Origin of the sequence: Rhodoferax sp. BAB1 (genome assembly GCF_013334205.1) — a bacterium.
Classification (GTDB): domain Bacteria; phylum Pseudomonadota; class Gammaproteobacteria; order Burkholderiales; family Burkholderiaceae_C; genus Hylemonella.
In genome coordinates this window covers 2,879,918-2,894,016 of the sequence record NZ_CP054424.1, presented here as the reverse complement: position 1 = coordinate 2,894,016, position 14,099 = coordinate 2,879,918, and the positions used below count along the sequence as shown (strand labels likewise).

Here is a 14,099-nt window from a genome sequence, read left to right as displayed (position 1 = left end):
TTCCAAAAACCGCCGGCCCTGCCGGCGGTTTTTTTTTGACCTGAACACCTATCAACCGAGCAGAAGGAGCAAGACGATGACGGCCCAAGCCCAACCCACCAGCACCGACGCCTGGTATGCGCATCCCGGTGACAAGACCAGCCGCACCGACGATCAACGCATCAAGGACATCACCGTGTTGCCCCCGCCCGAACATCTCATCCGTTTCTTCCCCATCAGCGGCACGCCCGTGGAGAGCCTGATCTCCCACACGCGCCACACCATCCACAACATCATGGCCGGCAAGGACGACCGCCTGCTGGTCATCATCGGCCCCTGCTCCATCCACGACCCGGCCGCCGCCGTGGAGTACGCGCGCCGCCTGAAGGCGCAGCGCGAGAAGTACAAGGACACGCTGGAAATCGTGATGCGCGTCTACTTCGAGAAGCCGCGCACCACGGTGGGCTGGAAGGGCCTGATCAACGATCCCTACCTCGATGAGAGCTACCGCATCGACGAGGGCCTGCGCATTGCGCGCCAGCTGCTGATCGAGATCAACCGCCTGGGTTTGCCCGCGGGCAGCGAATTCCTGGACGTGATCTCGCCGCAGTACATCGGTGACCTGATCTCCTGGGGCGCCATCGGCGCGCGCACCACGGAAAGCCAGGTGCACCGCGAACTGGCCTCGGGCCTGTCGGCACCGATCGGCTTCAAGAACGGTACCGACGGCAACATCCGCATCGCCACCGACGCCATCCAGGCGGCGGCACGCGGCCACCACTTCCTGTCGGTGCACAAGAACGGCAAGGTTGCCATCGTGCAGACCAATGGCAACAAGGACTGCCACGTGATCCTGCGTGGCGGCAAGGCCCCGAACTACGACGCGGCCAGCGTGGCCGCATCCTGCAAGGAGCTGGAGGCCGCCAAGCTGCCCGCCACGCTGATGGTGGACTGCAGCCACGCCAACAGCAGCAAGCAGCACGAAAAGCAGCTGGAGGTGGCGCGCGACATCGGCGGTCAGATCGCTGGCGGTTCCCGCAGCATCTTTGGCGTGATGGTGGAAAGCCATCTGAACGCCGGCGCGCAGAAGTTCACGCCCGGCAAGGACGATGCGAGCCAGTTGGAATACGGCAAGAGCATCACCGACGCCTGCCTGGGCTGGGACGATTCCATCCAGGCCCTGCAGGTGCTGTCCGACGCGGTCAAGGCGCGGCGGGGATAAAGCTCCCCCAGGCTGCGCGCACTGCGTGTCGCTCCGCCATCCCCTCAAGGGGCGACACCAGCGGCCCGGCAAAGCCGGTTCCGCGGTGTCCCCGCTTAATTGGGCTTGATCACCTCGGGCTTAGCGCGTCCAGCAGCTTCTGGTGCACGCCACCGAAGCCGCCATTGCTCATGCACAGGATGTGGTCGCCCGGCCGGGCCGCGGCGACCACCTGGTGTACCAGTTCATCGATGTTGTCGGCCACCTGCGCGCGTACGCCCATGGGGGCCAGCGCCTCACGCGCGTCCCAGCCCAGCCCACCGCTGTGGCAGAAAGCCAGGGTGGCGTCCTCCAGGCTCCAGGGCAGCTGGGCCTTCATGGTGCCCAGCTTCATGGTGTTGCTGCGCGGCTCGAAAACGGCCAGGATGCGCGCCTGCGGCCCGACCTTGCGGCGCAGGCCGTCCACGGTGGTGCGGATGGCCGTGGGATGGTGGGCGAAGTCGTCGTAGACGGTGATGCCGTTCGCCGTGCCGCGCACTTCCATGCGGCGTTTGACGTTCTGGAAGTCGGCCAGCGCATGTGCCGCCACCTCGGGCGCCACACCCACGTGTTCGGCCGCGGCAATGGCGGCCAGCGCGTTGAGCTGGTTGTGCACGCCGCTCAGCGCCCACTGCACGCGGGCCAGGGGCCGGCCCTGCTGCAGTACCTCGAAATCATGCGGCTCGCCGCGCGCGCTGAAATCGCTGACCGCTGCTCCGAAGCTGCGCACCTCGCTCCAGCAGCCGGCGTGCAGCACACGCGTCAGGCTTTCCTCCAACCCGTTGACCACGACGCGGCCCGAAGCCGGGACCGTGCGCACCAGGTGGTGGAACTGGCGCTCGATGGCGGCCAGGTCGTCGAAGATGTCGGCGTGGTCGAACTCCAGGTTGTTCAGGATGGCCGTGCGCGGGCGATAGTGCACGAACTTGCTGCGCTTGTCGAAGAAAGCGGTGTCGTACTCGTCGGCTTCGATCACAAAGAGCGGACGGCCTTGCCCTGGTGCGGTGCCTAAACGCGCCGAGATGCCGAAGTTCATCGGCACCCCCCCGACCAGGAAACCGGGCTGGCGGCCCGCCGCCTCCAGGATCCAGGCCAGCATGGAGGTGGTGGTTGTCTTGCCGTGGGTGCCGGCCACCGCCAGCACATGGCGGCCCTGCAGCACGTGCTCGGCCAGCCACTGCGGGCCGCTGTTGTAGGGGGCGCCGGCCTCCAGGATGGCTTCCATCAGCGGGAACTTCGGGCTGCCGTCGGCGGCGCGGGCGCGGCTGACCACGTTGCCGATCACATACATGTCGGGCTTCAGGGCCATCTGTCCGGCCTCATAACCTTCGATCAACTCGATGCCCAGGGCGCGCAGCTGGTCGCTCATGGGCGGGTAGACGCCGGCATCGCAGCCAGTGACCTTGTGGCCCGCCTCGCGGGCGAGGGCGGCCAGCCCTCCCATGAAGGTGCCGCAGATGCCGAGGATATGAATATGCATCGGGCGATTCTAGGGGTAGCCTCAGGCAGGCCTGTGGCCGGCAGGAGCAGAATGGCGGCCGTGAACACGCAGGAAATTGCCGCCACAGCGGCCCAGATGGTGGTGGAAGAAGGTCTGGAGTACGGCCCGGCCAAACGCCGCGCCGTGCGCCAGCTCGGCCTGCCGCCGCGCACCCCCTTGCCGGGCAATGAGGAGGTCGAGGATGCGGTGCGCGAGTACATCGCCGTCTTTTGCGCCGATACCCAGCCGGCTGAACTGCAGGCCCTGCGCCGCCTGGCCCTGTTCTGGATGGAGCGGCTGGAGCGCTTCCGGCCGCATCTGAGCGGGGCGGTCTGGCATGGCACGGCCACGCGCCTGTCCGATATCTATATCCAGCTGTTCTGCGAAGACGAGAAGTCGGCCGAGATCGAACTGATCGACCAGGGGGTCGCCTACGAACCCCGGACCGTGGCGGGCTTGCACCGCGAACCGGTGGAGGCCCTGAGTTTCCATGCCCCCAGCCGGGAGCTGGGTGAAACGATCGGGGTACATTTGATGGTCCACGACCTGGACGACCTGCGCGGCGCCCTGCTGCGGGACAACAAGAACCGCACGCCACGTGGTGATTTGGCGGCAGTTCGCCGGATCTTGGATCAACTTGAAAACCATTGAGGCATCTTTTGACACCAGAAGAAAACAGTTCCCCGAAACGCCGCCGCGCGCTTTATGCCGTGGCCGCCGCCGTGGCGGGCTTGGCGGGCGCGGGCCTGGCTTGGTGGCGCTACACCCCCGCGCCTCTGGATGAGGCGGTGGCCCAGCAGCTCTGGACACTGGAATTCGACACGCCGGCCGGGACACGGCTGGCGCTGAGCAGCCTGCGCGGGCGTCCCCTGATGATCAATTTCTGGGCCACCTGGTGCCCGCCTTGTGTCGAGGAGCTGCCTTTATTGAACAGCTTTTTCCAGGAAAACAGCTCAAAAGGCTGGCAAGTTGTCGGAATTGCGGTCGACAAGCTTGCGCCGGTACAGGCTTTCCTGGCCCGCCAACCGCTGGCTTTCCCGGTTGTGCTGGCGGGCATGGAGGGGCTGGCCTTGAGCAAGAGTCTGGGCAATCAGGCCGGCGGTTTGCCCTTCACGGTGCTGGTTGGAGCTGATGGATCCATTCTGAATCGTAAAATCGGCAAGCTCAGTGAGCGTGATCTGGCGCTTTGGCGCGAGCTCAAATAAGATCCCAGGATCGCTTATGATGGCGCCCGGCCTGCGAACGGGAGCTTAGAGTTCGCCGTAGATGGCTGGAAATTGCTGCCAATTGTTCTAAATTGGAGCAATATGGAATAACGACGTTGGAGATCCCATGGATTTGCGAAAACTCAAGACCCTGATCGATCTGGTGTCTGATTCGAACGTGTCGGAACTGGAAATCACCGAGGCCGAAGGCAAGGTGCGCATCGTCAAGGGCGGTCCTGCCATGGTCCAGGCCTATCAGATGCCGGTTGCCCAGGCCATGCCCGCCCCCGCCGCTGCGCCGGCACCGGCTGCCCCGGTGGCTGCGGCCCCGGCTGTTGCGGCCCCGGTGGACAGTGGTCATGCCGTCAAGTCGCCCATGGTCGGCACCTTCTACCGCTCGGCCTCGCCCGGCGCCAAGGCCTTCGTGGAAGTGGGGCAGGCCGTCAAGCAGGGTGAGACGATCTGCATCATCGAGGCCATGAAGATCCTCAACGAGATCGAAGCCGACAAGGCCGGCACCATCACGCAGATCCTGTGTGAGAACGGCCAGGCCGTGGAATACGGACAGCCCCTGTTCATCATCGAATAAGGCTGCCACCCCATGTTCAAGAAGATCCTGGTGGCCAACCGCGGAGAGATCGCTCTGCGCATCCAGCGCGCCTGCCGCGAGCTGGGCATCAAGGCGGTGATGGTCTACTCCGAGGCCGACCGCGAAGCCAAGTACGTCAAGCTGGCTGAAGAAGCCGTCTGCATCGGCCCGGCGCCGTCCGGCCAGAGTTACCTCAGCATGCCGGCCATCATCTCGGCCGCCGAGGTCACCGATGCCGAGGCCATCCACCCCGGTTACGGTTTCCTCAGCGAGAACGCCAATTTCGCCGAACGCGTGGAGCAAAGCGGCTTCCAGTTCATCGGCCCGACGCCCGAGTCCATCCGCATCATGGGCGACAAGGTCTCGGCCAAGCAGGCCATGATCAAGGCGGGTGTGCCCTGCGTGCCGGGTTCGGAAGGTGAACTGCCCGACGATCCGGCCCAGATCAAGCGCATCGCCAAGTCCGTGGGCTACCCGGTCATCATCAAGGCCGCCGGCGGTGGTGGCGGGCGCGGCATGCGCGTGGTGCATACCGAGGCGGCGCTGGTCAATGCGGTGCAGATGACCAAGAGCGAGGCGGGTGCCGCCTTCAACAACCCGGCTGTCTACATGGAGAAGTTCCTGGAGAACCCGCGCCATGTGGAGATCCAGATCCTGGCCGACAAGCACAAGAACGCCGTCTACCTGGGTGAGCGCGACTGCTCCATGCAGCGGCGTCACCAGAAGATCATCGAGGAAGCGCCGGCGCCCGGTATTCCGCGCAAGCTGATCGAGAAGGTGGGCGAGCGCTGCGTCGCCGCCTGCAAGAAGATCGGCTACCGTGGTGCGGGCACCTTCGAGTTCCTTTACGAGAACGGCGAGTTCTACTTCATCGAGATGAACACGCGGGTGCAGGTCGAGCACCCGGTGACCGAGATGATCACCGGCGTGGACATCGTGAAGACGCAGATCATGGTGGCGGCCGGCGAGAGGTTGCCCTTCACCCAGAAGGACATCGTGATCCGCGGCCACGCCATCGAGTGCCGCATCAACGCCGAAGATCCCTACAAGTTCACGCCCTCGCCAGGCCGCATCACCATGTGGCACGCACCGGGCGGCCCGGGTGTGCGCGTCGACTCGCACGTCTACACGAACTATTTCGTGCCGCCGAACTACGACTCCATGGTCGGCAAGATCATCACGCACGGGGATACGCGCGAGCAGGCCATGGCCCGCATGAGCACGGCCCTGGCCGAGACCCTGGTCGAGGGCATCAGCACCAACATCCCGCTGCATCGCGAACTGATGGCCGATGCCAAGTTCATGACAGGCGGCACCAACATCCACTACCTCGAAGAGTGGATGCGGCATCACAAGCGCTGAGCATGCATGAGCTGAGGCTGCTCTGCCCCCAGGACCGCGTTGAGGTGCTGGGGGATGCGCTCGATGCGCTCGATGCCCTGAGTGTCAGTGTCGAGGACGCCGATGCCCAGACCGAGGCCGAGCAGGCCCTGTTCGGCGAGCCCGGCATGCCGCCACCGGCCGAGGGCTGGCAACGCTCGCGCGTGCTGGCCCTGTTCCCCACGCGCGCGGCAGCTGACGAGGCTGCGGTCTTGTTGCAGGCCCAGGATTTCTTCACCGATTGCCGCCTGCTGGGTGTGGCCGAGGTGCCCGAGCAGGACTGGGTGCGCCTGACGCAGGCGCAGTTCGCGCCGGTGGACATCACCCCCGAGTTCTGGATCGTGCCGACCTGGCACGAGCCGCCCGCGCAAGCCAGGACCATCATCCGGCTCGATCCCGGCCTGGCCTTCGGCACCGGTACCCATCCGACCACGCGCATGTGCCTGCGCTGGATCGCGCGCCACGGCACCCAGGGCCTGGGCCGCGTACTGGACTACGGCTGCGGATCGGGCATCCTGGCCATCGGTGCGGCCAAGTTCGGTGCCCGTGACATCGACGCCGTCGACATCGACGAGGCGGCCGTGGATGCCACACGCCTGAATGCCGAAGCCAATGGCGTGATGCTGCACGCCGGCCTGCCGGAGCTGGTCCAGGGCCAGTACCAGACCGTGCTGGCCAACATCCTGGCCACGCCACTCAAGGTGCTGGCGCCGCTGCTGTGCTCACGGGTGGCCCCCGGCGGTGCCCTGGTGCTGGCCGGCATCCTGGAGCGGCAGTCGCAGGAGCTGCAAGAGGCTTATGCGCCCTACGGCCAGCTGGTCGTGAGCGACCGCGAGGACGGCTGGGTGCTGATGACCGCCGCGTTCTGAAGGGCCCGGTCGGGCTCTACAATCGCACGGACATGAGCCTGATCACACGCTGCCCTGCCTGCCGGACGATGTTCAAGGTCGTTCCCGACCAGTTGCGCATCTCCGAGGGTTGGGTCCGCTGCGGCAAGTGCGAGGAAATCTTCGACGCCGCCGCCCATATGCAGGAAGCCGTGGCACAGGAGGACAGCCCGCCTGCTGGCGCAACAGGACCGGACACCGTTCCCTTCGAAGGCGCACTGGCCCAGGCCATGGCCTCCGATGCCGGCGCGACCGTGAACCCGGCGGCACGGAAGTCGGTACCGGATCTTGCTGCCGACGTGGACATCGAATTGAAGGAGCCGCAGGGGGGTACGCTGCTGGAGCCGGCCGTGGCCAGTGCGGGCCTGCTGCCGGATGGATCGGCCTATGGTTTGACGGGGGAGCGGGCCGAGCCCCGGTTTTCGGGCGAGGCCGAGCCGGTGAAAGCGGCGGCCCCGGAGCTGTCCTTCATGCGCACCCGACCCCGGGCCTCGCGCTGGCATCGTCCGCTGGTGCGTGCCACCTTGCTGGTGATGTGTTTGCTGCTGGTGCTGGGGCTGGCACTGCAGTTGCTGGTGCATGAACGCGACCGTCTGGCGGCGGTCGAGCCCGGCCTCAAACCGCTGATCGAAGAGGTCTGCCTGCTGCTGGGGTGTGAGATCGAGCCGCTGCGGCAGATCGAGTCGGTGGTGATCGACAGCTCGGCCTTCAGCAAGATCAAGGGCGACCTGTACCGGCTCAGCCTGACCCTCAAGAACAATGCCCCCATCGACCTGGCCATGCCGGCTGTCGAACTGGCGCTGACCGATACGCTGGACCATGCGCTCATGCGGCGCGTGTTGCAGCCGGCCGAACTGGGCGTGAAGTCCGGTGTGATCCCGGCGGCCTCCGAGGCCCAGGCCACGCTGATCCTGACCATCAAGACCAATGGCAACGGCGAGCGTGTGGCGGGCTACCGCCTGCTCGCTTTTTATCCCTGACTTTCTCAAGAACTGAAGCACCCATGGCAACTCTCATCTGCGGCTCGCTGGCCTTCGACACCATCATGAACTTCGAGGGCCGTTTTGCCGAGCAGATCATGCCCGACCAGTTGCACATCCTCAACGTGTCCTTCCTGGTGCCCACGCTGCGCCGCGACTATGGTGGCTGTGCCGGCAACATCGCCTACGCGCTCAAGGCCCTGGGCGGGGCACCCCTGCCCATGGCCACGGTGGGCAACGACGGTGCCGGTTACGTGCAGCGCCTGCGTGAACTGGGCATCGATACGCAGCACGTGCGTGAGATCGCCGAGACCTACACGGCGCAGGCCCTGATCATGACCGACCGCGACAACAACCAGATCACCGCCTTCCACCCCGGCGCCATGATGCAGGCCCATGTCACGCGCATCGAGCGCCACCCCGATGTGAAGTTGGGCATCATCTCGCCTGACGGGCGCGACGCCATGCTGCAGCACGCCGAACAGTTCAAGGCGGCTGACATCCCCTTCGTTTTCGACCCGGGCCAGGGCCTGCCCATGTTCGATGGCCCGGATCTGGCGCGTTTCGTCGAACTCTCCACCTGGGTCACGGTGAACGACTACGAGGGCAAGATGCTGTGCGAGCGCACCGGCTGGAGCCCGGCCGAGATCTCGCGCAAGGTGCGAGGCCTGGTCATCACCCTGGGCCACGAGGGCAGCGAAGTCTGGGTGGACGGGAACAAGACCCTGGTGCCGCCGGTGCAGGCAGCTGCCGTGGTGGACCCGACCGGCTGTGGCGACGCCTACCGTGGCGGCCTGCTCTACGGCCTCGAGCGCGGCTGGTCGCTGGCCAAGGCGGCCGAACTGGGCAACCGCATGGGCTCGCACAAGATCGCGCACCGCGGCCCGCAGAACTACACCGTTTCTCCGCAGGCTTTCGGCGCCTGAGGGCCGTTCAGGCCTCGGTCGCGGGCGCCAGCCCTGGCCAGCGGGCCTGTCCGGCATAAGCAGCGGCCACGCGCAGCTGCTTGCGCCGCGCGCTGGCGCCGCGCAGCAACTCCACCGCTGATTTCGGGACACCCAGCGTCTCGGCCAACCAGGCCTGCAGCGCCAGATTGGCCTTGCCGTCCACGGGTGGGGCGTGCAGGCGCACACGCAATGCACCGTCGTGCAGGCCCTGGATCTGCGTGCGGGCCGCATTGGGCATGACGTGCACGTCCACGATGACGGCGCCATCCTTCTGCAGATGGAGGAAGGGCTGTGGGGGCAGGGTGGGCTGCATTCAGATCGCCAAAGAAAAAGCCCGCTGCCTTGTAAGGCAACGGGCTTGAGGCCTAGGACGTCTTAGGGACGGCTGGCCGTGGGGAAGGGCCATGCGGCCTGCGGGTTCAGAGTCGTCTGAGCCGCAGGAGCCGCGGGGGCCGGGGCTGCCGCAGGTTTGGCAGCAGGCTTTTTCGCAGCTTTCTTCGCCGGCTTTTTAGCGGCCTTCTTCGCAGCGGGCTTTTTGGCAGCCGGTTTCTTGGCAGCCTTCTTCGCTACTTTCTTGGCGGCCTTCTTGGCGGCGGGCTTCTTGGCAGCAGCCTTTTTCGCAGCCGGCTTCTTGGCAGCAGCCTTCTTGGCTGCCGGCTTCTTCGCTGCGGATTTCTTCGCAGCCGGCTTCTTAGCCGCGGCCTTCTTGGCCGGAGCCTTCTTGGCAGCGGCCTTCTTGGCCGGGGCCTTCTTCGCTGCAGCTTTACGGGCCGGAGCCTTCTTTGCTGCTACCTTCTTCTTCGCGGGGGCTTTTTTAGCCGCTTTTTTTGCAGTTGCCATTACTAATTCTCCTTGATCAAGTTACAAAGAGCACTTCATGCGTGTTGGATGCATGGAGCGATTCATGAGGCTGGGGTTGACCCCAACGCCATGAACGGGGTGACACAGGCTGGCGCCGCTCTCTGAGGAGCGATCAACAGCCGGTGTGATTCTGGAAGCCATAGATTGATTTTTTCAGTCCCAGGAGAGCGCGCCGCCGGACTGGTACTCGATGACGCGGGTCTCGAAGAAGTTGCGCTCCTTCTTGAGGTCGATCATCTCGCTCATCCAGGGGAAGGGATTCTCTTCGTTGGGGAACAGCGGCTCCAGGCCGATCTGTGTGGCGCGCCGGTTGGCGATGTAGCGCAGGTAGCCCTTGAACATGGAGGCATTCATGCCCAGCACGCCGCGCGGCATGGTGTCCTCGGCGTAGCGGTATTCCAGCTCGACGGCCTTCTCGAACAGGGCCTTGATCTCGGCCTTGAATTCGGCGGTCCACAGCTGCGGATTCTCCAGCTTGATCGTGTTGATCAGGTCGATGCCGAAGTTGCAGTGCATGGACTCGTCGCGCAGGATGTACTGGTACTGCTCGGCCGCGCCCGTCATCTTGTTCTGCCGGCCCAGGGCCAGGATCTGGGTGAAGCCGACGTAGAAGAACAGGCCTTCCATCAGGCAGGCGAAGACGATCAGGCTTTTGAGCAGGGTCTGGTCGGTTTCCAGCGTGCCGGTGTGGAAGTTGGGGTCCATGATCGCGTTGATGAACGGGAGCAGGAACTCGTCCTTGTCGCGGATGGACTGCACTTCGAGGTAGGCGCTGAAGATCTCGGACTCGTCCAGGCCCAGCGACTCCACGATGTACTGGTAGGCGTGGGTATGGATGGCTTCTTCAAAAGCCTGGCGCAGCAGGAACTGGCGGCACTCGGGCGCCGTGATGTGGCGGTAGGTGCCCAGCACGATGTTGTTGGCGGCCAGCGAGTCGGCGGTGGTGAAGAAGCCGAGGTTGCGCTTGACGATGCGGCGCTCGTCCTCGGTCAGACCGTTGGGGTCCTTCCACAGGGCGATGTCGCGGTTCATGTTCACTTCCTGCGGCATCCAGTGGTTGGCGCAGGTGGCCAGGTACTTTTCCCAGGCCCACTTGTACTTGAAGGGCACCAGCTGGTTGACGTCGGTCTGGCCGTTGATGATGCGCTTGTCGGCGGCCTTGATGCGATGCGTGGAGGCGGGGCTCACGCTGGCGGCCGGAGCGGCGGGGACAGGTGCCGCATGGTGCTGCGCCATGCGCAGCTGGGGAGTTTGCAAGGGAAGCTCAGTCGGGCGGCTGCTCGATGCAGCGCCAGCATAAGACATTGACGATGTGGGCTTGACTTCTTCGTCCCAGGACAACATAGGAGGTTCCAATCAGCGAATTATGGGAGCGACGACGTGAAATGGAAAGTATTCATTCACATCGCCGCCCGATTCTGTTGCTCAATAACATCGCAGGCATGAAGGCGCTGCGACATGTCGGCTGCGATCACTGGCAGGCTTCGCAACCCGGATCATCGATCGCGCAGAACTTGATGTCGGTGGCGGCCGTGGCCATCTGTGCCTGCGCTGCAGCCGCTGCTGCATCGAGGGCGCTCATGCCGCCGCTCGTTGCGCCGCCGGACGACACGGCGTTGAGACGACCGGCCGTCACGGTGGATTTCTCGGCGTGCGTGGCCGACATCGTGCGCAGGTAGTAGGTGGTCTTGAGACCGCGCAGCCAGGCCAGCTTGTAGGTGTCGTCGAGCTTCTTGCCCGAGGCGCCGGCCATGTAGATGTTGAGCGACTGGGCCTGGTCGATCCACTTCTGGCGGCGTGCCGCGGCTTCCACCAGCCAGAGCGTCTCGACCTCGAAGGCCGTGGCGTACAGGGACTTGATCTCCTGCGGTACCCGGTCGATGGGGGCCAGCGAGCCGTCGAAATGCTTGAGGTCCATGACCATCACGTCGTCCCACAGGCCCAGGCGCTTGAGGTCACGCACCAGGTAGCTGTTGATCACGGTGAACTCGCCGGACAGGTTGGACTTGACCGAGAGGTTGCCGAAGCAGGGCTCGATCGAGGCGTCCACGCCGATGATGTTGGAGATGGTCGCGGTCGGGGCGATGGCCACGCAATTGGAGTTGCGCATGCCGTCGGCCGCGATCTTGCGGCGCAGCGCATCCCAGTCCAGCGTGGCGGAACGGTCCACTTCCACATAACCGCCACGGGCCTTGGCCAGCAGGTCCAGCGTGTCCAGCGGCAGGATGCCCTGGTCCCACAGCGAGCCCTTGTAGCTGGAATACTGGCCGCGCTCGCGGGCCAGTTCGGTCGAGGCCCAGTAGGCGTGGTAGCAGACGGCTTCCATGGACTGGTCGGCGAATTCCACGGCGGCCTGGCTGGCGTAGGGGATGCGCAGCTCGTACAGCGCGTCCTGGAAGCCCATGATCCCCAGGCCCACCGGGCGATGCCGCAGGTTGGAGTCGCGCGCCTTCTTGACGGCGTAGTAGTTGATGTCGATCACGTTGTCCAGCATGCGCATGGCCGTGGAGATGGTCTTCTTCAGCTTGTCCTGGTCGATGGCGCCGTTTTTCAGGTGCTGGCGCAGGTTGACCGAGCCCAGGTTGCAGACCGCTGTTTCGGTGTCGCTGGTGTTGAGCGTGATTTCGGTGCACAGGTTGGAGGAGTGCACCACGCCGGCGTGTTGCTGCGGCGAGCGCACATTGCAGGCGTCCTTGAAGGTGATCCAGGGGTGGCCGGTCTCGAACAGCATGGAGAGCATCTTGCGCCACAGGTCGGTGGCCGGCACGGTCTTGCTGGGCTTGATCTCGCCGCGCTTGGCCTTGGCTTCGTAGACCACGTAGGCCTGCTCGAAGGCGGTACCGAACAGGTCGTGCAGGTCCGGCACGTCGGACGGGGAGAACAGCGTCCACTCGCCCTTTTCCATTACACGGCGCATGAACAGGTCGGGGATCCAGTTGGCCGTGTTCATGTCGTGCGTACGGCGGCGGTCGTCGCCGGTGTTCTTGCGCAGTTCCAGGAACTCCTCGATATCCAGGTGCCAGGTCTCCAGGTAGGTGCAGACCGCGCCCTTGCGCTTGCCGCCCTGGTTCACGGCCACGGCCGTGTCGTTCACGACCTTGAGGAAGGGCACGACACCCTGCGACTCGCCGTTGGTGCCCTTGATGTGGCTGCCCAGGGCGCGCACGCGGGTCCAGTCGTTGCCCAGGCCGCCGGCGAACTTGGACAGCAGGGCGTTTTCCTTGATGGACTCGTAGATGCCGTCCAGGTCGTCGGGCACGGTGGTCAGGTAGCAGCTGGAAAGCTGCGAACGCAGGGTGCCGGCGTTGAACAGCGTGGGGGTGGACGACATGAAGTCGAAGGAGGACAGCACCTCGTAGAACTCGATGGCGCGCGCCTCGCGGTCAATCTCGCCCAGCGACAGGCCCATGGCCACGCGCATGAAGAAGGCCTGCGGCAGTTCGATGCGGCTCTTGCGCACGTGCAGGAAATAACGGTCGTACAGGGTCTGCAGGCCCAGGTAGTCGAACTGCAGGTCACGGTCGGCCTTGAGCGCAGCGCCCAGGCGCTTGAGGTCGAACTGCAGCATGTCCGGGTTGAGCAGCTCGTTGTCCACGCCCTTCTTGATGAAGTCGGGGAAGTACTCTGCATACGCCTGGCCCATGCCGGCTTGCGGCACGTCGCGGCCCAGCACCTCGCGGGCGATGGTGTGGAACAGCAGGCGCGCGGTGGCGTAGGTGTAGTCCGGGTCTTTTTCGATCAGGGTACGGGCAGCCAGGATGGCGGCCTTGAAGACTTCGTCGATCGGCACGCCGTCGTACAGGTTGCGCATGGTCTCGGCGACGATGGGGTCCGGCTTGATGTCGGCGCCCAGTCCGGCACAGGCGTTCTCGATCAGCTGCTGCAGACGGCCCAGGTCGAGCGCGACGCGCTGGTCGCCATCGAGCACGTGCAGCAGGGGGGCTTTCGGTGCGGCCTGGGTGGCTTGCTGCGCGCGTTCCTGGGTGCGGCGCTCGCGGTAGAGCACGTAGGCGCGGGCGATCTCGTGGTGGCCGCCGCGCATCAGGCCCAGCTCGACCTGGTCCTGCACGTCCTCGATGTGGAAGGTGCCGCCGCCCGGGCGCGAGCGCATCAGCGCGCGCACCACGTTCTGGGTCAGGCTGTCCACCATCTCGCGCACGCTGGCGGAGGCCGCGCCCTGGGTGCCGTGCACGGCCAGGAAGGCTTTCATCATGGCCACGGCGATCTTGCTCGGCTCGAAGGGCACGACGGCGCCATTGCGGCGGATGATCTGGTAGTTGTTGAGCGGGCTGGCGGCCGTGTTTTCCTGGGTTTGCATGGTCAGGACACCGGTGTGCAGGGCGGGGGTGGCGGGGTTCAAGGCTGTTTGCATTATTTCCTCGTCGTCAGCAAATCTGTTGTTGGTTCTTGGGGTCCGTATTCTGGCTCGCGATGCGCTTTGTTGAAGAAAAGCGCTGCCAGCGGAAAGCACTATATATGGTGTGTCTGGTGAATACAAGCCACTACAGGTAGTGTAGCGTCGCTGATACGTTCCCCCGGTGCCGAGGGTAA

13 protein-coding genes are annotated in these 14,099 nt (G+C 65.0%); 8 read left to right on the top strand and 5 right to left on the bottom strand.

All coding sequences use genetic code 11. The annotated features are described in order from the left end of the window. Positions 1-76 precede the first annotated feature (76 nt). Positions 77-1,201, top strand: a complete 1,125-nt coding sequence (locus HTY51_RS13920; RefSeq protein WP_174253279.1) for a 3-deoxy-7-phosphoheptulonate synthase — start codon at positions 77-79, stop codon at positions 1,199-1,201. Positions 1,202-1,310: 109 nt separating this feature from the next. Here HTY51_RS13920 and mpl read toward each other — a convergent pair whose 3' ends face one another. Continuing rightward, the gene (gene mpl, locus HTY51_RS13915; protein WP_174253278.1) at positions 1,311-2,699 is read right to left on the bottom strand and encodes a UDP-N-acetylmuramate:L-alanyl-gamma-D-glutamyl-meso-diaminopimelate ligase; all 1,389 of its coding nucleotides are present in this window, start codon (positions 2,697-2,699) and stop codon (positions 1,311-1,313) included. Positions 2,700-2,795: 96 nt separating this feature from the next. Between mpl and HTY51_RS13910 the strand changes: the two genes are divergently transcribed. The 7 genes from HTY51_RS13910 to HTY51_RS13880 all read left to right on the top strand — a co-directional run bounded on the left by HTY51_RS13910 (position 2,796) and on the right by HTY51_RS13880 (position 8,666). Further along, a complete protein-coding gene (locus HTY51_RS13910) occupies positions 2,796-3,350 on the top strand; it encodes a hypothetical protein (RefSeq protein ID WP_371733873.1) in 555 nt (184 codons plus the stop codon). A gap of 8 nt (positions 3,351-3,358) precedes the next feature. Beyond that, positions 3,359-3,904: a TlpA disulfide reductase family protein gene (locus tag HTY51_RS13905; protein ID WP_254606894.1), complete on the top strand. Its 546-nt coding sequence runs from the start codon at positions 3,359-3,361 to the stop codon at positions 3,902-3,904. Positions 3,905-4,031: 127 nt separating this feature from the next. Continuing rightward, positions 4,032-4,493 carry an acetyl-CoA carboxylase biotin carboxyl carrier protein gene (gene accB, locus HTY51_RS13900; protein WP_174253275.1) on the top strand — a complete coding sequence of 154 codons (462 nt, stop codon included), beginning with the start codon at positions 4,032-4,034 and terminating at the stop codon, positions 4,491-4,493. Positions 4,494-4,505: 12 nt separating this feature from the next. After that, positions 4,506-5,855 (top strand): acetyl-CoA carboxylase biotin carboxylase subunit, encoded by a 1,350-nt coding sequence (accC, locus tag HTY51_RS13895; RefSeq protein ID WP_174253274.1) that lies wholly within the window; start codon positions 4,506-4,508, stop codon positions 5,853-5,855. Positions 5,856-5,857: 2 nt separating this feature from the next. Next, complete coding sequence (gene prmA, locus HTY51_RS13890) at positions 5,858-6,742, top strand: 50S ribosomal protein L11 methyltransferase (RefSeq protein WP_174253273.1); 885 nt, start codon at positions 5,858-5,860, stop codon at positions 6,740-6,742. A 68-nt stretch (positions 6,743-6,810) separates the two neighbouring features. Then, on the top strand, positions 6,811-7,740 hold the full coding sequence (locus tag HTY51_RS13885; protein WP_254606893.1) for a zinc-ribbon and DUF3426 domain-containing protein: 930 nt from the start codon (positions 6,811-6,813) through the stop codon (positions 7,738-7,740). A gap of 23 nt (positions 7,741-7,763) precedes the next feature. Beyond that, complete coding sequence (locus tag HTY51_RS13880) at positions 7,764-8,666, top strand: carbohydrate kinase family protein (protein WP_174253271.1); 903 nt, start codon at positions 7,764-7,766, stop codon at positions 8,664-8,666. A 7-nt stretch (positions 8,667-8,673) separates the two neighbouring features. On the opposite strand, the gene HTY51_RS13875 is transcribed toward HTY51_RS13880, so the two are convergent. The 4 genes from HTY51_RS13875 to HTY51_RS13860 all read right to left on the bottom strand — a co-directional run bounded on the left by HTY51_RS13875 (position 8,674) and on the right by HTY51_RS13860 (position 13,920). Next, positions 8,674-9,000 (bottom strand): DUF167 domain-containing protein, encoded by a 327-nt coding sequence (locus HTY51_RS13875; RefSeq protein WP_174253270.1) that lies wholly within the window; start codon positions 8,998-9,000, stop codon positions 8,674-8,676. 62 nt (positions 9,001-9,062) lie between these two features. Then, positions 9,063-9,527 carry a histone H1-like DNA-binding protein gene (locus tag HTY51_RS13870; RefSeq protein WP_082605357.1) on the bottom strand — a complete coding sequence of 155 codons (465 nt, stop codon included), beginning with the start codon at positions 9,525-9,527 and terminating at the stop codon, positions 9,063-9,065. A 174-nt stretch (positions 9,528-9,701) separates the two neighbouring features. After that, entirely contained in the window at positions 9,702-10,892 is a 1,191-nt protein-coding gene (locus HTY51_RS13865) for a ribonucleotide-diphosphate reductase subunit beta (protein ID WP_174253269.1), read from the bottom strand. A 127-nt stretch (positions 10,893-11,019) separates the two neighbouring features. Continuing rightward, positions 11,020-13,920: a ribonucleoside-diphosphate reductase subunit alpha gene (locus tag HTY51_RS13860; RefSeq protein ID WP_174253268.1), complete on the bottom strand. Its 2,901-nt coding sequence runs from the start codon at positions 13,918-13,920 to the stop codon at positions 11,020-11,022. Positions 13,921-14,099 lie beyond the last annotated feature (179 nt).